This is a genomic window from Candidatus Viridilinea mediisalina, assembly GCF_002532535.1.
In the GTDB taxonomy this organism is placed as follows: Bacteria; Chloroflexota; Chloroflexia; order Chloroflexales; family Chloroflexaceae; genus Viridilinea; species Viridilinea mediisalina.
In genome coordinates, this window is record NZ_NQWI01000083.1 from 1 (window position 1) to 21382 (window position 21382).

Below are 21382 nucleotides of genomic sequence, written 5' to 3' on the forward strand. Positions count from 1 at the left end.
CCCCTGTTCCCCTGTTCCCCTGTTCCCCTGTTCCCCTGTTCCCCTGTTCCCCTGTTCCCCTGTTCCCCTGTTCTCCTAACCCCCTCATTCCCCCGGAGTCTCAATTATGCGCCCATTCAACCTGCTCGCCACGGCCCTGTTCGTCCTGTTGCTCATTATGGTGGCACTCGATGATCCGCCAGCAGCGCGGGGCTATGAGCTTGGAGTGGTGATCAATGAGTTCCTGCCCGCACCGAGTGGTGGTGCCAATGAGTGGGCCGAAGTGGTCAACTGCGGCCTTGATCCGGTTGATCTCACCGGCTGGCGCATTGATGATCGCCGCCCTGATGCTTGGCCCTCAGCCCCCTTCCCCGACGGGTTGATCCTTGAACCGGGCGAAATCTATGTGCTTGAGTGGTCGGCCAATCTGCTTGCGAATAATGGCGATACCATCCAACTCTTTGATGCCGACGAAGTGGTTATTGATAGCTTTAGCTATACCAGTTCGCGCCACGATGAGAGCTACGCCCGCCACCCCGATTGTACCGGCGAGTGGGTGCGCACCGCGCCAACCAAGGGTGAGATCAATCTGCCGCCCACGCCCACACCGACTGACACGCCCACGCCAAGCGATACCCCGACGCCCACCGATACCCCCACGCCAAGCGACACGCCTACGAGTACCCCGACCCCCACAGACACGCCAACCCCCACAGACACGCCAACCCCCACAGACACGCCAACCCCCACAGACACGCCGACGCCCACGGACACCCCAACCCCAACCGACACCCCAACCCCAACCGACACCCCAACCCCAACCAACACCCCCATTCCGCAAGGGATCGTGGTGCTCAACGAGATCGCGCCAAGCACCAATCCCGAATGGATCGAACTGTACAATCATGGTGATAGCCCTATGGCTCTGGAGGGTTGGCGTCTACGGCGCACCTCGCCGAGCCAGACGATTACGCGGATGTTACCAGGGTTGGTGATCGAACCAGGTGAATACTTGGTGATTGAATTGAGCAGCAGTACCCTCCCCAACGCCGGTTCCATCGTCGAATTGCTCGATCCAAATGGTGCGATCATAGATGGCCCCATCAGTTATCCGGCCCTGAGTGGCTCAAACGTCTTTGCCCGTGTGGGTGCTGAACTGGACGCATGGGTGACTGGCTACCCACCTTCACCTGGAGGGCCAAATCTGCCGCCGCCGCCCACCGCCACCGCCACTGCTACCCGCACGCCCACCGCCACCCGCACCCCGTCACCCACGCGCACGCCGTCACCGACGCGGACACCGACCTTGACGCGCACGCCGTCACCGACGCGGACACCGACCTTGACGCGCACGCCGTCACCGACGCGGACACCGACCTTGACGCGCACGCCAACCAACACCAGAACACCGACCAACACCAGAACGCCGACGCGCACGCCCACTGCGACGCGCACGCCGTCGCCGACGCGCACCCCAACGCTCACCCGGACGCCTTCACCCACGCGCACCCCAACGCTCACCCGGACGCCGTCGCCCACGCGCACCCCCACTGCCATCCGGCTGCCCACTGAGACGCGGACGCCATCGCCCACGCGCACCCCCACTGAGACGCGGACGCCGTCGCCCACGCGGACGCCGACGCTCACGCGGACGCCGTCGCCCACGCGCACGCCGACGCTGACGCGGACGCCGTCGCCCACACGCACGCCGACGCTGACGCGGACGCCGTCGCCCACGCGTACCCCAACGCTGACGCGCACCCCCTCACCCACGCGCACCCCAACGCTGACGCGTACCCCCTCGCCCACGCGCACCCCCACCATCACACGGACACCGACCCAGAGTCCAGGTGCATTGGGCAGTTTCCCGGCAGGAACACTCTTACTCAGCGAAATTCTGCCCGCACCCCGTGAAATCTATCAAGCCGAATGGGTCGAGTTGTACAACCCCGGACGAGAGCGGATCAATCTTGAGGGTTGGAAACTGAACGACGCCAACGATAGTGGTGCCATCGCCTTGGAAGGCAGCATTGAACCTGGTGGCTACGTGGTGATCGAATTGCCGCGCGCCATCCTCAACAACAACGGCGACACAGTGCGGCTCTTCGGCCCAGATGGAAGCTTAGTAGACAGTTATCGTTACGGGGCTACCAAAGCCGATCGCAGCTTCACCCGCGACCTAGCGACCGGGCAGTGGCGCGACGATCTCCCCCCATCGCCGGGGCAAGCCTCAGGGCCAGCGCCCGCCCCTACCGCAGCGCAAGGCGACACCATGCCTCTGGGGGCCAGCACAAGTGGCATCCCGCCCCCCAACAGCAACGGGAGTAGCCATGCTCACATGAGCAGTACGTCATCCAGTGCAGCGCATGCATCCGCGATCTACACCCAAGAGCCAGGCAGCGTCTACCAACTCACCCCACCCATAGTGACCGCTCCGTCCACCGGGCCACCTGGAGCACCAGCAGCCTTTGAGCCTGAACCACCAGCAGCCGATGCTCCACCCGCGATGCCGTGGCTACCCTTGGGCGGCATCTTATTCATCGTCGCTGCGGCTATCATTGGGTTGCAGCCAGCAAGGGAGGAAGCGCAACCGGAAGATTTGGAAGAAGATCAAGATCGATGAGAGGCTGTCTGAAAAGTCTATGAACTGACGTTGGAGTGCCGGTTTCAGCCGGCTGAAATGGCGGTTGCCAATCAGCTTTACCGTCGTAGTGTCGAGGTTAGTCGCGCAATGCCTTTCAAATACGACGGGTCTCTTGACGCAAAGGCGCAAGGGCGCAAGGTTTTGTTAGCGCGAAGAAACCTTGGGTTGACAGCCACCGCGCCGCTGGCTCGGTGGTTGAGCCTGCCGAAACCAGCCTGTCGAAGCCAAGCGGTGCGACCCAGAACTTTTGTTAGCGCGAAGAAGCCCTGGGCCGCAACGTTGGCTGAGCTTGTCGAAGCCAACGTCGCGGTGGCTTCGACAAGCTCAGCCAACGCGACGCACCCCCACGAGCCCAAGGATTTTTCGCGCTAACGAACTTTTTCGCTATAGGAATCCCCTAGCTTGAAATGGTGGTACCCATGTGCTATCATTAGTTTTTAGAGAGGCCAACCATGAGCAACATTCGTCTCATTCCAACCCTACAACGGCGCAACCACCCCCTGGCCACGGCAGCAGCCCAGCGACGGCGGCTGGCCGAAGTGCCAATTCCACGCTTTGGGATCAAACTGAGCGAGGTGGGTGCGGCACCCCTACGCGCTGCTGAACGCATTGAGGTACTTCAGATCAATGTGGGGCGGCGTTGTAACCAGACCTGCCTGCATTGTCATGTGGATGCTGGCCCGGATCGTACTGAGGTGATGCCTACAACGGTGGTTGATGCCTGCCTGAACCTCTTGGCAACGGCGGCAATTCCTACGCTCGATATTACCGGCGGTGCCCCCGAGTTGCACCCCGATTTTGACTCCATCGTGCGCCGTGCCCGCGCCTTGGGCTGCCATGTGATTGATCGCTGTAACCTGACGATCACTGGCCTGCCTAATTACGCCTATCTGCCAGAGTTTCTAGCTGAACATCAGGTTGAAGTGATTGCTTCGCTGCCCCACTATGAGCTCGATGCCACCGATAACCAGCGGGGGGCCGGGGTCTTTGCGGAATCGCTTGCTGCCCTCAAACGCTTCAACGCGGTGGGTTATGGTCAACCTGGTGGCCCCGCACTCAACCTGATCACCAACCCCGTCGGTGCATGTTTGCCTAGCCCCCAAGCCCAACTAGAGGCCGAGTGGCGCCGTGAACTGCTGGAGCGTTATGGCATCAGCTTCACCCGGCTCTATACGCTCACCAATATGCCGATTAGTCGTTACCTCGATCATCTGGTGGCGACAGGTGAACTGGAAGCCTACATGCAACTCTTGGTTGAGGCATTCAACCCGAGTACCGTGGCTGGGCTGATGTGCCGGACGACCCTCTCGGTGGGTTGGGATGGGCAGCTCTATGATTGCGATTTCAACCAGATGCTGGCCATGGCGCTGCCCCAAAGCATCTTTGAGGTAACCCCCGCCGATCTGGCCGAACGCACTATCCGCGTGGCGGCCCATTGCTATGCCTGCACCGCCGCCTCCGGCTCCACCTGAAGTGGCGCCGTGGTTGCGCCGTGAGCGCACAAAGGCTTTGCCTCTCTCAAAAAACGCTGTTAGCGCAAAGAAGCCCTAGGCTCGTAGGGGGGCGGCGCGGTGGCTTCGACAAGCGCAGCCAACGCGCCGCTGGCTCGGTGGTTGAGCCTGCCGAAACCAGCCTGTCGAAGCCAAGCGGCGCGGCCCAGAGCTAACAAAAGATGTGCGAGGGCGGCTTCGCCCCTCCAGCACCTCCACCGGAGGTGACGTTGACGTAGCCCTCGCGTCTTGGCGGCGAAGCCGCCAAGACGCAACGAATTATGGTACACTACGCGCAGCATTGTATTGTGCAATTTTGCCTAGCCTAACGACTCGGAGGCCTCCGTGTCCGATGATGCACAGCAACAACCGCCACCGGCAGCACCATCACCCGATGATGAGCCTACCCAGCAGGGTACGAAGCTAAGTCGTGATACCCTGCTCCTCCTTGGTGCGCTGGTCTTCCTGATCTTTGCGGTTGCATTGACCTTTATGTTTACCCCTGGTGCTACGCCGCCACCCGATGAACCAACGAGTGTCGCCGATGTGCCAACGCTTGAAGTAACCCCTGATCCCGATGCCGACGACCCAGGGCCCTACCCCGAACCAGGTGATGGCACCCCAACCACGACGGTCGCAGCCTACCCTGGGCCCGATCTCTTACCCACGGGCGATCCGAGCCTCGAACCTTCGCTCACCCCTACCGATGCGGTTGCCGGTGGTGTTATGGATCCCAGCGAGGCCATTACACCCACGGTCGTTGGGGCCTACCCTGAGCCAGTGGGGGAAGGCACCCCGCCGCCGTTGCCGACCTTCAGCCCTGATGTTACCGACCCGCTGCCTACGCCAGCACCAACCCCGATGCCGCTGCCGACGGCGGCGCCGCCGCCTACTATGGCACCAACTCCGATGCCAATCGCTTCTCCAACCCCGCCTGCGCCTACGTTAACCCCTTCACCCACGGAAGAGCGCAGCACATCCGATGCTGAAGAGCCGAGCGAAAGCGACGATTTTCCCTTCCCTGATGATCTGCTCGATACCGATCCCTTTAGTCCTACCCTGCCTTTTGATCCAGAACCTGGGCCCCCCCCTGCTGATGTGTTGGAAGGCAATGTGCGCTGGAATATCGAAGATAGCCCCATCATCCTGGAACAGGATGTGCAGATTCCGCCCGGTTCGCAACTCCTGATTGAGCCAGGGGTTGAGGTACAACTCGATGCGGGCGTCTCTATCTATGTGGATGGTGGACGCTTGCTGGCGATGGGCCTGCCTGATCGCCCGGTGCGTTTTGTTGGGACGAGCCGAGCCCGTTGGAGTGGTATCTTTGGACGGCCTGAGAGCTTTATTGTGCTTGAACATAGCGATATTCGCGGTGGCGGCGTGGGTGGTACCGTCATGGCGGTCGAACGGAGCGAACTAGTCATTCGTGACAGCCGCTTTAACGATAATGGTGGGGCCATCCTGTTGCACGACACGCGCCTCGAAATGCGTAACAGTGAAGTTGCAGCCAACGATATGCCCTTCGGCCCGGCACTGGAAGTGAGCTACGGACGGGGCAATTTTGTTACGATGGTAGGCAACCGCTTCGGGGGCAATCGCATGGCCGAAGGGGCTCCGCAGGTACGCATTAGCAATTCCAGTACCTTCGAGACGGTGAATCTTGCAATTGAGGGTAACCTGATCCGGGGTGGTTCGCCCAATCTGCAACTCAGCACCAACGGGCCCCTGCGTGGCGAGGTGATCTGCAATAGCCTTGTGGGCGATGCCATGGGCTTTAGCTTACGAACACGCACGCCCCAAGTTGCGCCCCACGGCTTGCCACCAATGGCACTGCGCATCGAACACAACCTGATTGACGAACACGTCCCGCCCATCATTCCGGTCTACTTAGAATATGGGCTGGGCCGTGGTGCTACGAGTGCGATTCTGCTCGATATGCGTAACAACTGGTGGGGCGATAGCTCTGGCCCCTACGATCCCGAAGATAACCAGCTTGGCCGTGGTGATTCGGCGGGGGTCAATATCATCTACGCCCCTTGGCTAACTGCGCCGCCAGCGTGTGCCCCGGCGAATTGAGAGGTGCAGAGAAATTTTACTACAGAGACACAGAGAACACAGAGAGTTTTAATAGTCAGGTAATCACCCTTGAACATGCCGCATCATCAAGCATGCTAAAGCCCATTGAGATGCCATGTTCGGCAATCTGCAATCAACATCTCAATCCCTCTGTGTCCTCGGTGCCTCTGTGGTAAATCCCTCTGTGTCCTCGGTGCCTCTGTGGTGAATCCCTCTGTGTCCTCGGTGATGATCTCGCCTACACCCCCAGATCAGGCCGTAGTTCGCGCAGGATCACCATCGCCACCGTGATCAACGGCACCGTCAGCAGGGCCGCAAAGAAGCCTCCGATCATTCCGCCAATAAAGAGGCCCAACAAGATCAGCGCGGCGGGCACCTTCACCGCTTTGGAGAAGGCTAACGGTGCGACAATGTAGACGCAGCCGAAGCCGATGATGGTGTTGCAGATCGCTACCAAGATGGCGGTCGTGGGGCTGATGGTGGCCGCTGCCGCTACGGAGAGAACGAGACCCACAATCCCGCCGAGGTAGGGGATGAATTCGAGCAGCCCCGCAATCAGCGCAATCGGTAGGCCATAGGGTACGCCCAAGACCAGATTGGTGATGCCGTAGCTTACGGTGTAGTAACCACAGATCGCCAGTTGGGCTACAAACCAGCGTGCCAACCCGTCGCTCACCGCACGCACGAGGTTGGCCGTCCGCTCATGGTAGCGCGTCGGAACAAAGAGGCGCAGCAAGGTCGGTGCGGCTGCTCGGTTGCCCACCAGCGTGAAGACGCAGACAAAGGCGACAAAGGCGGCAAAGCTGAGGGCACCAATTTGGCCCACCAAGGTTCCCAACTGCCCCGCTGCCCACCCGATACTCGTTGCTACCTGGCCCAAGAAGGTCTGTCCGGCATCACCAAGCTCCGCAAGGCCCGCCACCGAGACCAACTCGCTCTGCAATTCCAACTGGTCGGCTAGGGGCCGTAGGGCTACCGCAAGCAGTTGCAAGCTCTCGAAGAGTACCGGCAGGATCATCAGCAGCAGTGTGGCCAGTAGCCCCAGGCTCCCCAATAGTGTCGTGGCTACCGTCATGCGGCGCGAAACGCCCCAACGCTCGCAGCGATCAGCCACCGGCACAATCAGGAGCGCCAAGAGCCCAATGATCAACAACAGCATAAGCAAGCTGCGCAGCAGCGGCAAGGCTTGAATCGTGATATAGATGGCAACCCCAAGCCCAAAGAGGGCCAACCATGTTCGTGCTGGTAGGGTGAGATTCATGCTCCTCACTATGCGGTGGCTCGGTGGCTGAGCCTGTCGAAGCCAAGCGGCGCGGCCCAGGACTTTTTCGCGCTAACAACTTTTTTTCTTTCGTGTTAGCGGCGAAGCCGCCAACACGAAAGAAAAAAGAGGGTTTGGGGCTTGGCCCCAACAGCCGTTTTTAGGTTGGCGTAGCCCTCATTATTCATTCTGTCGCCAAAAGACAATACGCCGCTCGGCGTAGAGCAGCAGCCCGTGCAGCAGGAGGCTCAAGCCAGCCGCTAGGGCTACCGCAGCGAAGACACGATCCATGTGCAGACGGTAGCTCGCTACGCTGATCACAAAGCCGAGGCCGCGCCCACTGCCTGAGAGCTCGCTTACGATCACCCCGACGACGGCGAGGGCCGCCGCGACCCGTAAGCCGGCAAAGATGCTCGGTAGGGCGGCGGGCCAGCGTAGGTGCCAGAGCATGGCCCATCCACTCGCACCCCAGGCGCGCATCAGCGCCACCTCTTCGGGGGCCACTTGACGTAACCCGCGTGCCGCACTCACCAGCACCGGAAAGAAGGCGAAGAGCGCCGCCATTGCTACCCGTGGCGCTAGGCCATCGCCAAACCAGATGGTAAAGAGTGGGGCTAAGGCTGCCGCAGGAATGGCTTGCGAGACCAATACCCACGGGTAGAATGCGTCCTCAAGCAGGCGCAGCAGGACGAAGCTGATGGCTAAGGCGAGGCCGGTTATGCTCCCAAGGGCCAGGCCCAAGCATGCTGCCAATGCGGTGAACCAGGCATGCTGCAACAACTCGCTACGCCGTTCTATCAGGCTCTCACCTACCTGCCACGGGGTTGGCAGCAGGTAGGAGGGTATGCCCGCCGCTGGTAGCCCCCATTGGAGCAACCCAAGGATCAACAGGAGGGCGCAGCTTGCGGTGAGGTAACGGCGCAGCAAGCTATTTGAAAAAATCCCGTAATGCGGCATGCAACGCCTCGGGCTGTTCAACCATGAGCATATGGCCGCACTTGTCTAATACCAATAACTCACTGCCAGGCACACGCATGTAGGCATCCTTCGCTTCTGCAAGGCGGACCACGAGATCTTCACGACCAGCAATGCAGAGGGTTGGTACGCTAATGTCGCTCAGTGCCGTATGGAGTGCAGGTTCACCCGGCATGGTCAGCCAGGTCATATAGACCCGTGCATCAGCATGAGCCAGATCAGACAGGTAATCCTGCCAGAGTTGCTGGGCGACAGGTTTATCATGGAGGAGCGCACTACTCATGCTGCGCTCCATAGGTGGGCTTTGCATAAAAGCACGGTTGAAAGGCTGCCAGAAGTTGAGCAAGGGTCGCGCCATGCCAACGGAGATGTCGAAGGGCAAGCGTGCCAAACCCATCGCCAGCAGGTCGGGCGCAAAGCTACGGATGCCCATGCCCAAGAGGGCAACCCGGCTTACGCGGCGGTGCAATTGGCCCGCCACAAGGGCCGCCGTAGCAGCACCTAAGCCGTGGCCAAGCAACTCGAAGCGTTCTAAGCCCAACGCATCTATTGCGTCCAATACCTCATTGGCGAGGGCTGTGAGCGTAGGAATCGTCACGCGGGCGGGTGTGCCACCAGACCCAGGGAGATCGAGTAGCACGAGCTTGCGGCGTTCAGCCAAAGCTGCCGCTACATCTGTCCAGATGCGCGCCGATGCTCCCCAGCCGTGCAGCATAACCAAGGGCATTGTGCCAGTTCCGCCAGTGAGGTAACTCATCGAGCCATAGGCTGTCTTGATCGACTCACGTTGCAACGCAAAGGCAGGTGGCGCTTCTGCTTCCGCTTCTGCTTCTGCTTGCGCATCAGCGGCCCCTTCGGTCGAAAGGCGCAGCCCGCGCCCCCGCCGGGCGGGTTGTTCCGGGGCGGCCTCACTCGGCTCTGCTTGCGCATCAGCGGCCCCTTCGGTCGAAAGGCGCAGCCCGCGCCCCCGCCGAATCGCGGATGGTTGCTCGGCGTCATCATTGGGCATAGCGCGCCTCCAATTCAGCGGCGAGCGCCGCATAGGCCGTGGCACCAGCACTCTGGGCTGCATAGGTGCCAATCGGCGTCCCACTTGTCGGTGCCTCGGCCAGCTTAATGTTCACCGGAATCACCGTGTCAAAGACCAACTCGCCATAACGTTCGCGTACCTGTGCTTCGATCTGACCACTCAGATTGGTGCGCCGGTCGGCTAGGGTACAGACGATCCCTCCAAGCTTGAGGGTAGGATGAATCTCGCGCACGAGCGCAATCGTCTGTTCCAATTGCGGCATGGCTTGCAGCGCATAGGCATGCAACTGCATCGGCACCAGCACCGCATCGGCAGCGGCAAGAGCATTGAGCGAAAAGATGCCCAAACTTGGGGGCGGATCGATCAAGATATAATCATAGCGTTCGCGGGTCTGGCGCAAAGCCTTGCGGAGCAACAACTCACGGCCCACCTTACCCGCCAATTCCAACTCCGCGCCAGCCAAATCCAGCGCCGCAGCAATCAGATCAACCCCATGCTCCGTCGCCATCACCGCAAAATCGGCCCCCCGCTCAGGATTGAGCAGCACCTCATAGACACCATACTCCAGCGTGGTAGGATCAACGCCTAAACCCTGGGTCAAGTTTGCCTGGGGATCGAGGTCAATCAGCAGCACCCGCCTGCCCCGCTCGGCCAGCAGCGTACCCAAACTGAGCGTCGTCGTCGTCTTGCCTACCCCGCCCTTCTGCATTGCCAGTGCAAAGACTTGACCCATGTGCAACTCCTCGTATGTTAGGAGATAGCAAGCAGGAAATAGGCAATAGGACTACCCCCTACTTCCTAGTTCCTGCTTGCTACATTCTAATGGGCTTGCGCCTCCTCAAGCTCCTTCTTATGCGCTTCGATCACGGCATCCACCAGGTGGGCCGGGATCGGCTCGTAGCTCGAGAAGGCAATCGAGAAGCGCCCGCGGGCTTGGGTGAGGGCGCGTAGGTCGGTGGCGTAGCGTTGGATCTCGGCGAGAGGGGCCTGGGCGGTAATCGCGGTCTTGCCGCTGCCCGTAGGCATCATGCCCATCACCCGCCCCCGCCGCGTACTCATGTCGCTCATGATGTCGCCCGCATACTGCTCGGGCACCACAATCTCCATGGTGTAGATCGGTTCCATAATCACGACCCCGGCCTTGTGGGCCGCGAGACGGAACGCCTCTTTCCCCGCAGTCTTGAAGGCGATCTCTTTGGAATCAACCGGGTGCTCTTTGCCATCAAAGACCGCGACGCGCACGTCGCTAATGGGGCTACCAGAGAGCAACCCTTCGGCCATGGCTTCGCGCACGCCCTTCTCAATGGCGGGCATAAAGCCCCGCGAGATGACGCCACCAACAACCTCATTGACAAACTCAAGCGAGTCTTCGCGCTCTGGATCATGCTCCAGCGGCTCGACCCGCAGCGTCACATCGGCAAACTGACCAGCGCCACCCGTCTGCTTCTTGTGGCGATACTGCGCCTCGGCCTTGCCACGAATGGCTTCGCGGTAGGGAATGCGTGGCAGGTCAATATCAATGCTCACATCAAACTTGCGCTTCATGCGGTCGGCAATGATCTGCAGGTGCCCCTCGCTCAACCCGGCAAGCAAAACCTCGCCTGTCTGGGCATCACGCGACGTAGTGAGGCTCGGATCCTCCTCGATCATGCGCCCCAGCGCATTGCCCAGTTTATCAAGATCGGAGCGGCTATGCGGCTTGACCGTGGCAATAAAGGCGGCAGCGGGGAATTTGATCGGCGCGAGCTTGATCATTTGACCGTGGCTACAGAGCGTATCGTTGGTCATCGTCTCGGCAAGCTTGGTGAGCAGCCCAATATCACCGGGGCCAACCGCCTCCACATCGGTCTGCTCCTTACCACGGACGCTATAGACATGGCCAATGCGCTCGTCCTTGGCCACGCGGCTATTGGTGAGGGGCGTATTGGCCTGCACCGTCCCCGAGAAGACGCGGAAGAGACTGGTCTTGCCGTAGGTGTCCGAGACCGTCTTGAAGACCAGGGCACTCACCGGGGCATCGGGGGCGGGACTCAGGGCCAGTGGCTCATCAGTAGCCCCATCGGTGGCATGGATAGCCCGGCGGGCGGCGGAGGGAATCGAGTCGACGATGCCATTGAGCAGTTGTTGAATCCCCGCGACTTCGAGGGCCGAGCCGCAAAAGACAGGCACAATTGTCCCATCGGCAATGCCGGTACGCAGCCCCAACAGCAACTCCTCGCGGGTCAGAGCATCCTCACCACCTTCGAGGTAGCGTTCAATCAGATCATCATTGGTTGCAGCAATCTTATCAATCAGAGCCGTGCGCCACTCGTGCATCATCGCATCGAGTTCAGCGGGCACATCAGCCTCAATAAAGCTGCCATCATGCTCGGGCGAAACCAGCCATGCACGCTGCTGGCGCAGGCTAATGATGCCCTTAAACTCTTTACCAGCACCAATCGGGATCTGCATAGGAATGACGGCTGCATCAAGCACCTGTTGGGCCTGTTCAATCGTCTGGAAAAAGTTCGCATTCTCGCGGTCAAGCTTATTTACAAAGAGCAGACGGGGCACCTTGTTTTGTACCGCTAGATCCCAGACCAACTCGGTGCCAACTTCGACACCCGCCGAGGCATCAAGCACAATCACCGCGCCATCAATCACCCGCATCGCGGCGGCCATATCAGCGGCAAAATCAGCAAAGCCCGGCGTGTCAATCAGATTAACCTTATCGTCGTGCCATTCAAGTGGCAGTACCGAGAGCGAAACAGACATCCCGCGGCGGTGCTCGTCGGGATCATAATCGCTCTGGGTAGAGCCATCCTCAACGCGCCCCATGCGCGGGATTGCGTGGGCTGTCATCAGCATCGCCTCGGCCAGCGTTGTCTTACCGCTGCCGAGGTGACCAAATATGCCGATGTTGTGAATCCTCTCAGGGCCATACGAGCGCATGGAAGTCCTCCTTGACCGATCCAACGCGCCGCCCAGGTTTGGGCGGAGTGGTAACCGGAAAATTGTTACGGTTGTATTATAAAATGTTTAAGGGTGGAGTCAAAGGAAAGATTCATAACACAGTCTTTGTCGTAGAAATGCACAGCGCCGCCACAGCGTGGCGGCGCTACGTTGCTGGGAGTAGAGCTATTCATCACAGAGACACCAAGAAGTGAGTGGTACGGCAAGCACCATTGTGCGTTCTCCCTCCATCATTCCAACCTCTGTGCCCTCGGTGCCTCTGTGGTTCAATCCCTCAGATCACTTCGGCTCGGCGGTCACCGTGACCATGCGATCACCCTGGACAATTGCGTCACAAACGTCCATGCCACTCACGACTTGGCCAAAGACGGTATGCTTGCCGTCGAGGTGGGGCTGGGGTTTGTAGACAATGAAGAACTGGCTGCCATTGGTGTTGGGGCCAGCATTGGCCATCGAGAGCACACCGCGCTGGTGGGTCAATGGATTACCAAAAGTCTCGTCCTTAAAGCGATAACCGGGGCCACCAGTGCCCGTGCCGGTCGGATCGCCACCCTGAATGACAAAATCCTTGATCACGCGATGGAAGACGACATCGTTGTAGAAGCCCTCATTGGCCAAAAAGACAAAGTTATTGACCGTTATCGGGGCATGTTCGGGATAGAGCTCAAAGACAATGGTGCCCTTATTGGTCTCCATCGTCACCTTATAGGTCTTGGTCGGATCAATGCTCATCGCAGGTTCGTTATTCCAGCGTTTGACGGTCACGGAGTCTTCCTTTCATGTATTATGGAGGGTATGCGCGGGAACCAGGTTCCCGCGCATCCACCCGCAGTCGGGCGATTATACCACGAGGGTAGCGCGCAACAACTGCGAAGCGATCAGCAGTTGCACCAGACCCAGGGTATGGCTATGGCATGGTTCATTGCCGTGGAGGTAGGTGCCGATCTGGTCGGGGCTGAGGTGGTGCAGGCCGGGCAATTCGTCCCAGATAACCTCTTCAATCGTGGCGGCCTGGGCGCTACTGAGGCGGCCATCGATCTCAAGGATTTCGGTGAGGCGGCCCTCATCGCGGCCAACCCGCAAATGGAGTACTGGCGGATCGCCCTGGCGTGCAATCAGGGTACTGAAATCGGGGTAGGTGAGGCGTGGGCGCAGCACGAGGCGCACATTGAGTTGCTGTTGGGGTGCAACCGGATTTGGGTAGAAGCGCACCACAATATCGGCCCAACCGCGTTGCGGCTGAATAAACTCAATCGCATCGGGGCGACGGCGGACAATCTCGGTGCGTACCTGATCCAGCGTATAGCCCCGGCGCGTCGAGTCGCGGTGCAACTTCCAGCGTTCACGCAGCGCCTCCGGCGGATCGAGGAAGACCCGCACATGGCAGGGGGCTCGCAGGCGCGGGGTAGCGAGGCCAAGCAACCCTTCAGCCAGCACAAACGGGGCCGCTTCAAGCTGTTGGGTCGCATCAACCTCACCCGTCGCATGGTTATAGATCGGCTTGGCAATCGGCTTCCCCAGCGCCAAGCGGCCCAAATGCTGCTCCATCAATTCCAGATGGTTACAATCGGGGTGCAGAGGTGTCAGGCCACGGGCCTCACGTTCAGCGCGACTATAGCGATGGTAATCATCAAAGCGCAGCGCCACCACCCGCTCGGAACCAAGAATCGCCGCCACCCCTGCGGTAAGGGTCGTCTTCCCCGCTGCACTATCACCAACCACCGTTAGAATGACCGGCTGCTGCTCCATAGAACCCACCGCCAGAGCGGGCCGGACATGGCACACCAGCAGCGCCTATCCGGTCGTTTGCGCCCACGCTCACAACCAATTGGCTCTCATTATAGGCACCTGATCGCCCCATTGCGACGGCAGGGGGAACAGTTTAGCCCTACCCAAGCGGGTAGGGTGAGAGGGGTGTATCTTTCGGGTAGCGCATTTTTGAAGCGATACCAAGAATTTTACCACAGAGCCACCGAGAGTTTTGTGATCATAGCCCAAGCAGATCGTACATGAGTTCGATGAGGCTACGCATCCGCAGCGGTTTCGGCATGTAGGCATTGGCCCCAGCCGCAAGACAACGCTCGCGGTCGCCCTTCATGGCGAGGGCACTGAGTACAATGATCGGCGTCTGTTGGAATTGCGCCTCTGCCCGTAACTGCTTGATGACGCTGAGACCGTCAACTTCGGGCATTTGGATGTCCATGAGTATAATAATGGAACTGGACGAATTGAGCTTCGGGAAGAACTTCCACCTCCAGGCTGATCTGGCCATGATTGGGGGTAAATTTCACCGCATTACTCAACAGATTCACAAGAATCTGTTTGAGGCGGCGTGGATCGGCTTCGATGTAGGCAAACTCATCGTTGAGTTTCAAATCCACCTGCTGCCGTTTCTTCAGCGCCTGTTCTTTGATCAGTTGGAGGCTACCACGACAGAGATCGTTGATGGCGAAGAGTTCACGTTGGAGTTCGACGCGCCCCGCTTCAACTTTGGCGAGGTCGAGAACATCGTTGATCATGGCGAGCAGGTGTTGGCCACTGGTTTCGATGTGGCGCAGGGCGTTGATCTGTTTCGCATTGACCGGGCCAGCGACCCCCTCTTGCAGGGTTTCACTAAAGGCGAGAATGGCATTCAGCGGCGTGCGGAGCTCGTGGCTCATATTGGCGAGAAACTCATCCTTCATGCGTGCGGCATGCACCAGTTCAAGATTGACCCGGGCAAGTTGCTGGTTCGCGGCACTGAGTTGCTCGGTACGCTCCGCGACAATCTGCTCAAGATCCCTATTCCACTGCTCAAGCGCTTGAAGGGCTTGGTGGCGTTCCAATTCGGCAGCGGCGCGAGTGGCAAAGAGGCGCAACAGATCAATAATCAGTTCGGGGGCATGCAGCGGGGCCGTATCGAGGATACAGAGCGTCCCAAAGGCGCATTGGTTGCTCGCATAGAGCGCCAAGCCGATGTAGCTCTCGGCCCCCCAAGCGTTGATGTAGGCATTGGTGGGAAAACGCTCCGCCAAGCCCTGCGGACAGCTAAAGGTGCTGTGGCGCAAAGCCAATGCGGTAGGACTATCTTCAAGGGTACTTATCGGCCTAGGCGGGAGCGGTTCTGTTCCCCAGTGGGCCAGGGTATGGAGCGATCCATCTACTACGGCATTGATCAGCACATAGCGCACCTCAAGGGTTTGGGCGATCTGTTGCACCAAGGCATGAAAAAAGGCGCTCCCAGTGAGCGCCACAGTGCCTGTGATCAAGCTGTGGAGTGCGAGATCAAAGCGGCGGCGCTGGTTACGGACATGGGCTTCGCGCACTTCGCGGCGCACCGCAACTGGCAGCCGTTCAAGCGAATCCTTCATCACATAATCGCAGGCACCCAAACGCATCAACTCAACAGCAAGTTGTTCATCAATAGTGCCTGAAACAACAATGAAGGGCAGATCATATGCACCGCCTTGCACCAGCGCTAACGCCTCTGCCGCACTAAAGTGGGGCAACGCATGGTCGGCAATCAGAATCTCCCAACCGCCGCGTTCCAGGGCATCCTGCAACGCCGCACTAGTCTCAACCCGTTCGTAGCTTGGATCAAAGCCCCCCTTACGGAGCGCCCGCAGCACCAAGAGCGCATCATCTTCTAAGTCTTCCACCAACAGCAACTTCAGAGGCTCACTCATATTGACCTCTTGGGTATAGCTTGTTCGTTTGTAATCACCCAGTATAAACCAAGTTGACGCACTGCTTCGGAAAATTGGTCGAACTTCACAGGCTTACGCACATAGCTATTCGCACCTAAGCTGTAGCTCTCGACAATATCGCGCTCTTCACTCGATGAGGTAAGAATAACCACAGGGAGCAATTGTAAAAACGGCGTCGCCCGAATGTGTTGCAAGAGCTCCAAGCCATTGACCTTCGGCAGCTTTAGATCCAGCAGCACCACTGTAGGCAGAGCAAAGGGGTCTTGGTCTGTAGCAAGTTGGTTTAGGTGGATAAGCGCCTCTTCGCCATTACGTTTCACCACCAGTTCATTCAAGATACCCGCTTTTCTCAGCGATCGTGTGGTCAACAATTCATCATCAAGGTTGTCCTCAACTAAAAGGAGGGGGCGTAATTGTATCATGAATCGGTCCTCTCTGGCAGCGTAAAGTAAAAGGTTGCCCCTTGCTCAACCGCGCCTTCGGCCCAAACATGGCCACCGTGGCGAACGATAATGCGCTGTACCGTAGCGAGGCCAATGCCGGTACCAGGAAATTCGTGGTGGTTGTGCAGCCGTTGAAAGACGCCGAAGAGCTTGTTCTGGTATGCTGGATCAAAACCAGCACCATTGTCACGAACAAAATAGACGATCTGCTCATCCTGAGTGGTTAGACCAAAGGTGATCGAAGCCTGCTCATGGTGGCTCGTAAACTTCCAGGCATTGGCCAGCAGATTTTGGAGTGCAACAGAGATCAGATTCGCATCACCCCAAACCTCCACATCAGGGGCGATCTGCCATGTCACTTGGCGTTCTGGTTCGATGCGTTGCAGGTCATTGCGAATTTGCGCTACCTGTTGGCTCAAAGACACCATTTGATACTGCATCTCGCCACGGGAAACGCGGGCAAGGCGTAGCAGATCGTCAATCAACAGGCCCATTCGCTCGACACCAGCCATAATGCGGGCGAGGTAGTCTTGAGCTTGGGCATCGAGTGTCTGGCCGTAATCTTCGTTGAGCGCCTGACTAAAGCCATGAATGGCGCGTAACGGTGCGCGTAGATCATGCGATACTGAGTAGGCAAAAGCCTCTAGTTCGCGGTTTAATGCAGCCAGTTGGTGGCTCTTGGCTTTGCGTTCGGCTTCAATCCGCTTCTGTTCGGTGCGATCAAAGTTGACCCCAATCATGCGGAGTGGCTCACCTGCCGGGTTACGCAGCACCGTTCCATAGGCTTTAATATCACGAAACGTGCCATCAGCATGCAAAACGCGAAATTCAGTATCAAACTCCTTTTCACCACTCAACGCCTGTTGGATCGCCAGATGCCCTGATTCACGATCATCAGGGTGTAAGCTATTGGCCCACACATCGTACCGAACTGGGGTATTGCATGCCATTCCATAGAGTTCATACATGCGCTCATCCCAGATGATCACATTACTCACTATGTCCCATTCCCAGATACCAATCGCCGCCGAACGAATCGCCAAGGCGAGGCGCGCAGCCAGACGCTGCTGTTCCTCTTCGGCCCACTTGCGTTCCGTAATATCCAAGATGGTACCAACCAGACGTTGCAACACCCCTTGGGCATCAACAATTGGTTCGCCGCGTACCTGAATATGGCGCAATTCACCAGTAGGGCGCACGAGGCGCAACTCCATCATGTAGGGTTTGCCAGTGGCAAGGCTTTGGTCAACCACTGTGCGGTGCAGCTCCTGGTCTTCAGGCAGGTAGTAGCTGAGGAGTTCCGTAAAACGGGGCGGGCCTTGACTAGGATCGCGTCCAAAGAGCGCATAGACCTCATCCGACCAACTAATCGTCTCAGTCTGCACCTCAAATTCCCAACTACCGAGCAACGCAATGCGCTGGGCCGCCCGCAGGTGTGCCTCACTCTTCCGCAACGCCATTTGGCTCTGCTCCAATGCAGCGGTCCGTTCAGCCACACGCCGCTCCAACTCCTGATTGACTTGCAACAAGCCCTGGTCATGCTCTCTGAGCAACGTCACATCGGTATGCGTTCCCAGCAAGCGCAACGGACGCCCATGAGCATCACGATCCACAATCTGCCCAATCGAGAGAATCCACTTCCAGCCACCATCAGCGGTACGCAGGCGAAACTCCTGGCTATAGTCAGTAATCAAGCCATTGACATAGGCATCAAAGACCGAACTGGCCCGCTCGCGATCATCAGGATGCAACCGCTCCTGCCAATGCGCTACCGTCTCACAAAAGCTACGCGGATCATACCCAAGCATCGTCGCATACGTAGGACTCACCAAGACCTCTTGGGTCTGTAGATTGAGCTCATAGAGCCCTTGATTGGTAACGCTCAGCGTGAGTTGGAGTTGTTCAGTGGTAAGGTGAAATTTTCTGCATCTCTGCAAAAATGCTACAACTGAACGCCTCCCCGCGCCAGGTTCAAGGCCAGCAGCCGCGCCAAGAGTTCCTCGTCGCTCAGGGTGTTGGGCCAGCCATAGGCCGCCAGCACCGCTGCGTCTAGGTCGCGGTGGGCTTTGTCTAGCCAGGCCGGGCGCTGGTTGTAGAGCTTGGTGAGCGTGCGTGCTTTGCGTGTCGCGGCGTCGGCGTCGGGCGGGCGCAGCCACTTGTCGCGTAGCTCGACGAGGCGTTGGGCCGCCGCCGCAATCGCCGCCACCAGCGGATCGCCCGGCGGCTCCTGGCCCGGCGGCCACGGGAAGGGGAAGGTCTCGAAGGTGGTGGTGGGGGTGTAGCGAAAGCCGCTCTCGGCATCACGTACTTGGGTTCCCGTTCGCCTCGCCCACAACTCGTGGATGCGTGCGTGCAACACGCCAAAGAAGTAGTCGTCGGAGCGGGCAAACACCAGCGTACCTTGGTTGCACAAGACCTCAGGCTGTACCCACACGAAGATGCGATGTTTGGCTACGCCGGGAGTGGCGATGTAGCGCTGATGTTTACGTAATGCTTCACGCATTTCAACTCTAGGTCTGGCATATTGCCACCAGTTGCCTGCATATTTCACCCGACTGGCTTGCATTCGCACCGGATAGACATGCGTTCGCACATATTCAAACGGAGCTTCATAGAGGGCGGCTTCATCCTCTGGAAGCAGGCCAAAATCAATTGTCCACTTACCGCGCTGCTGCTGTACCAGATCAACCGCACTCGCAACCGGGCGCACCACATCAGTATTGGGGCGTCCATTGGGATTGAGCGGCGCACGCAGCATCTGCATGGCGGTCTCGGCATCAAGGTCAAAAGGGGCCTTGGCCGAGGGCCCCATAAAGCAGATGGCCCGATTTTCTGGCAGATGGTGTACGTGTGTAAGATCGAGTGCGGCCCGCAGATCGGCATTGATGGTCTGAACCGCGCTGCCATCCAGCGAGCGCTCTTGCTCGTTGCCAGCATCAAAACCCACCAGCGACACCCGCACCGCAGCGCCCTCAAGCACCCATTTGCGATCACCCCAGGCCATAAAGATGTCGCCACTCTCTTTGATCCGCTCCAAGACTTTGCGGTTGGCCCCGCCGCGAATCGCCTGGGTTGCCAACAGCCCGACCCGCTGCGTCGTACACGCTTCAAGCATGGCTCGTGCGCGCTCAAACCAGTAGCAGACCAGATCGGCAAACGCAGGGACACGCCCGGCATAGAGCTTGAAGAGCGCATCAATGTGGGCATCGCCCAATTCCTTGCGGATTTTATTGCCCCCCAAAAAGGGCGGGTTCCCAACAATCACCTCAACCTCAGGCCAGGGTGGTTCCACCGGCTGACCAGCGGCATCATAGGCGAGCAGTGCATCCATACGCTGGATTGTATTCAGCGGCTTGAGAATGGGCGGCTTCGGCGTACCAAAGCCATTGTCGCGCAGCCATTGGATATAGCCGATCCAGACGGTGATCTGGGCCAATTCGTAGGCATATTCATTGATCTCGAGGCCGTAGAGTTGCTCGGGCGAAACACTGGGGAAGAAGCTACCCGCGCCCAGTTCTTGAGCCAGGATAATGACCTCTTTTTCGAGATCGAGCAGTTGTTTGAGCGCCACATAGAGGAAATTGCCCGAGCCACAGGCGGGATCAAGCACACGCATGGCCGCGACGGTATCGGCGAAGCCTTGCAGCACCTGTTGCAGTTCCCCTTGCAGCCGCTTGGCAGCGCTCCCTTTGGCCTGCTCATACGCGGTAGCCAGCGTGCGCGCCTGCTGCTGCACCTCAGCCCAGCGGCGGCGCAGCGGCGCCATCAACACCGGCTCAATGATCAGCAGAATATCATCGCGGCTGGTATAGTGCGCCCCCAATTGGCTACGTTTCGTCGGATCGAGCGAACGCTCAAAGAGCGTCCCCAGGATCGAAGGTTCAATATTCGACCAATCGAGTTCACGCACACGCTGAAGCAGCGCCATACTCTCACTATCGAGGGGCAGCACCTCAGCATCATCGAAGAGGTGGCCATCGAAATGGGGAATCTCATCGGCACCAAAGAAACCACCTTGGCGCATAGCGCCAAAGAGTTGAGCCAACTGGGTCGTAAAGATAGCGGCCCGATTGCGCGTAGCGCGCAGCAACTTACTAAAAACCTGATCGGGCAACAGGCCCACATCTTCCGCAAAAAGGCAAAAGAGCAAACGAATGAGGAAATGGGCGGTACGCTGCGGATCATGGCCATAGCGCCGCATCAGCGTCGCAATCTCAGCAAACTCACGCGCCGCCCGCTGGGTCACCAACTCAGGCGTCTGGTCAGTGCGAAACGCCTCTGGATTGAAAAAGAGATTGCGTAGCGCCTGCATACCCTCAGGCTTCAGCAGATCATTCAAACGCAGATGAAACACCCGCTTCACCGTATTGGTAAAGTTGGTATGGATCTGGATCGTCTCCATATCGCAGACTACCAACAGAGGCGGATTGTGCAAACTCTCGCGGTACTGGAGCAACTGCTGATAGGCGCGATCAAGGTTAGCGTGCTTGCCCTTATACTCCCAGGCAAAAAAGCCCCGCTTCCAGACATCGGCCCACCCCTTACCGCCCCGCTGCTTGCCCGCGCCCGCCTCAAAGCTATAGCGCGTCCCCTTGGGATCGTCTTCCAGAGGCGTCGGGTGGGCCACCAAGTGACACAGGTCAATAAAATGCTCCTGGTAGCCACTGCGCTCCTTCACAGTCACCGCGCGCCATTTGTTGATAAAGGCTTGGGGGGTAAGTATAGTCATCGTGGTACCTCATTGATTGCTGTCTGGATTATACCAAAGCCGATAGCCGATAGCCGATAGCCGATAGCCGATAGCCGATAGCCGATAGCCGATAGCCGATAGCCGATAGCCGATAGC

15 protein-coding genes are annotated in these 21382 nt (G+C 58.7%); 3 read left to right on the plus strand and 12 right to left on the minus strand.

Going from position 1 to position 21382, the window contains the following annotated elements:
* Nucleotides 1-106: 106 nt before the first annotated feature.
* The 3 genes from CJ255_RS15295 (at nt 107) to CJ255_RS15310 (ending at nt 6189) form a co-directional block, all read left to right on the plus strand.
* On the plus strand, nt 107-2602 hold the full coding sequence (locus CJ255_RS15295; protein ID WP_097644965.1) for a lamin tail domain-containing protein: 2496 nt from the start codon (nt 107-109) through the stop codon (nt 2600-2602).
* A 473-nt stretch (nt 2603-3075) separates the two neighbouring features.
* Nucleotides 3076-4095: an arsenosugar biosynthesis radical SAM (seleno)protein ArsS gene (gene arsS, locus CJ255_RS15305; protein ID WP_097644967.1), complete on the plus strand. Its 1020-nt coding sequence runs from the start codon at nt 3076-3078 to the stop codon at nt 4093-4095.
* A gap of 363 nt (nt 4096-4458) precedes the next feature.
* Nucleotides 4459-6189, plus strand: coding sequence for a right-handed parallel beta-helix repeat-containing protein (locus tag CJ255_RS15310; protein WP_097644968.1), 1731 nt, complete (start codon nt 4459-4461; stop codon nt 6187-6189).
* Nucleotides 6190-6427: 238 nt separating this feature from the next.
* On the opposite strand, the gene CJ255_RS15315 is transcribed toward CJ255_RS15310, so the two are convergent.
* From CJ255_RS15315 to CJ255_RS15370, 12 genes are all read right to left on the minus strand, one after another.
* Complete coding sequence (locus CJ255_RS15315) at nt 6428-7450, minus strand: AI-2E family transporter (RefSeq protein WP_097644969.1); 1023 nt, start codon at nt 7448-7450, stop codon at nt 6428-6430.
* A gap of 180 nt (nt 7451-7630) precedes the next feature.
* Nucleotides 7631-8407, minus strand: coding sequence for an ABC transporter permease (locus CJ255_RS15320; protein ID WP_097644970.1), 777 nt, complete (start codon nt 8405-8407; stop codon nt 7631-7633).
* A complete protein-coding gene (locus CJ255_RS15325) occupies nt 8379-9434 on the minus strand; it encodes an alpha/beta fold hydrolase (RefSeq protein ID WP_165774739.1) in 1056 nt (351 codons plus the stop codon). Before CJ255_RS15325 ends, CJ255_RS15320 begins: the two co-directional genes overlap by 29 nt.
* Nucleotides 9424-10188 (minus strand): ParA family protein, encoded by a 765-nt coding sequence (locus CJ255_RS15330; protein WP_097644972.1) that lies wholly within the window; start codon nt 10186-10188, stop codon nt 9424-9426. The genes CJ255_RS15325 and CJ255_RS15330 overlap by 11 nt, the downstream gene beginning before the upstream one ends.
* An 86-nt stretch (nt 10189-10274) precedes the next feature.
* Nucleotides 10275-12386 carry an elongation factor G gene (fusA, locus tag CJ255_RS15335; protein WP_097644973.1) on the minus strand — a complete coding sequence of 704 codons (2112 nt, stop codon included), beginning with the start codon at nt 12384-12386 and terminating at the stop codon, nt 10275-10277.
* 300 nt (nt 12387-12686) lie between these two features.
* The gene (locus CJ255_RS15340) at nt 12687-13172 is read right to left on the minus strand and encodes a peptidylprolyl isomerase (RefSeq protein ID WP_165774740.1); all 486 of its coding nucleotides are present in this window, start codon (nt 13170-13172) and stop codon (nt 12687-12689) included.
* Between the two features lie 75 nt (nt 13173-13247).
* On the minus strand, nt 13248-14156 hold the full coding sequence (locus CJ255_RS15345; RefSeq protein ID WP_097644974.1) for a phosphoribulokinase: 909 nt from the start codon (nt 14154-14156) through the stop codon (nt 13248-13250).
* Nucleotides 14157-14394: 238 nt separating this feature from the next.
* The gene (locus CJ255_RS15350; protein WP_165774741.1) at nt 14395-14598 is read right to left on the minus strand and encodes a response regulator; all 204 of its coding nucleotides are present in this window, start codon (nt 14596-14598) and stop codon (nt 14395-14397) included.
* On the minus strand, nt 14585-16072 hold the full coding sequence (locus tag CJ255_RS15355) for a hybrid sensor histidine kinase/response regulator (RefSeq protein WP_165774742.1): 1488 nt from the start codon (nt 16070-16072) through the stop codon (nt 14585-14587). The genes CJ255_RS15350 and CJ255_RS15355 overlap by 14 nt, the downstream gene beginning before the upstream one ends.
* Nucleotides 16069-16515, minus strand: a complete 447-nt coding sequence (locus tag CJ255_RS15360; protein WP_097644976.1) for a response regulator — start codon at nt 16513-16515, stop codon at nt 16069-16071. The genes CJ255_RS15355 and CJ255_RS15360 overlap by 4 nt, the downstream gene beginning before the upstream one ends.
* Nucleotides 16512-18473: a PAS domain-containing sensor histidine kinase gene (locus CJ255_RS15365; RefSeq protein WP_165774743.1), complete on the minus strand. Its 1962-nt coding sequence runs from the start codon at nt 18471-18473 to the stop codon at nt 16512-16514. Before CJ255_RS15365 ends, CJ255_RS15360 begins: the two co-directional genes overlap by 4 nt.
* Nucleotides 18474-18478: 5 nt before the next feature.
* Nucleotides 18479-21265, minus strand: a complete 2787-nt coding sequence (locus CJ255_RS15370) for a class I SAM-dependent DNA methyltransferase (protein ID WP_097644978.1) — start codon at nt 21263-21265, stop codon at nt 18479-18481.
* Nucleotides 21266-21382: the final 117 nt, after the last annotated feature.

Bases quoted from the DNA above. Each gene is read 5' to 3' on its own strand.
- CJ255_RS15345 (WP_097644974.1), bottom strand. From the start codon at position 14,156: ATGGAGCAGCAGCCGGTCATTCTAACGGTGGTTGGTGATAGTGCAGCG.
- CJ255_RS15315 (WP_097644969.1), bottom strand. From the start codon at position 7,450: ATGAATCTCACCCTACCAGCACGAACATGGTTGGCCCTCTTTGGGCTT.
- CJ255_RS15350 (WP_165774741.1), bottom strand. From the start codon at position 14,598: ATGCCCGAAGTTGACGGTCTCAGCGTCATCAAGCAGTTACGGGCAGAG.
- CJ255_RS15355 (WP_165774742.1), bottom strand. From the start codon at position 16,072: ATGAGTGAGCCTCTGAAGTTGCTGTTGGTGGAAGACTTAGAAGATGAT.
- CJ255_RS15295 (WP_097644965.1), top strand. From the start codon at position 107: ATGCGCCCATTCAACCTGCTCGCCACGGCCCTGTTCGTCCTGTTGCTC.
- CJ255_RS15370 (WP_097644978.1), bottom strand. From the start codon at position 21,265: ATGACTATACTTACCCCCCAAGCCTTTATCAACAAATGGCGCGCGGTG.
- fusA (WP_097644973.1), bottom strand. From the start codon at position 12,386: ATGCGCTCGTATGGCCCTGAGAGGATTCACAACATCGGCATATTTGGT.
- arsS (WP_097644967.1), top strand. From the start codon at position 3,076: ATGAGCAACATTCGTCTCATTCCAACCCTACAACGGCGCAACCACCCC.
- CJ255_RS15330 (WP_097644972.1), bottom strand. From the start codon at position 10,188: ATGGGTCAAGTCTTTGCACTGGCAATGCAGAAGGGCGGGGTAGGCAAG.
- CJ255_RS15360 (WP_097644976.1), bottom strand. From the start codon at position 16,515: ATGATACAATTACGCCCCCTCCTTTTAGTTGAGGACAACCTTGATGAT.
- CJ255_RS15325 (WP_165774739.1), bottom strand. From the start codon at position 9,434: ATGCCCAATGATGACGCCGAGCAACCATCCGCGATTCGGCGGGGGCGC.
- CJ255_RS15320 (WP_097644970.1), bottom strand. From the start codon at position 8,407: ATGCCGCATTACGGGATTTTTTCAAATAGCTTGCTGCGCCGTTACCTC.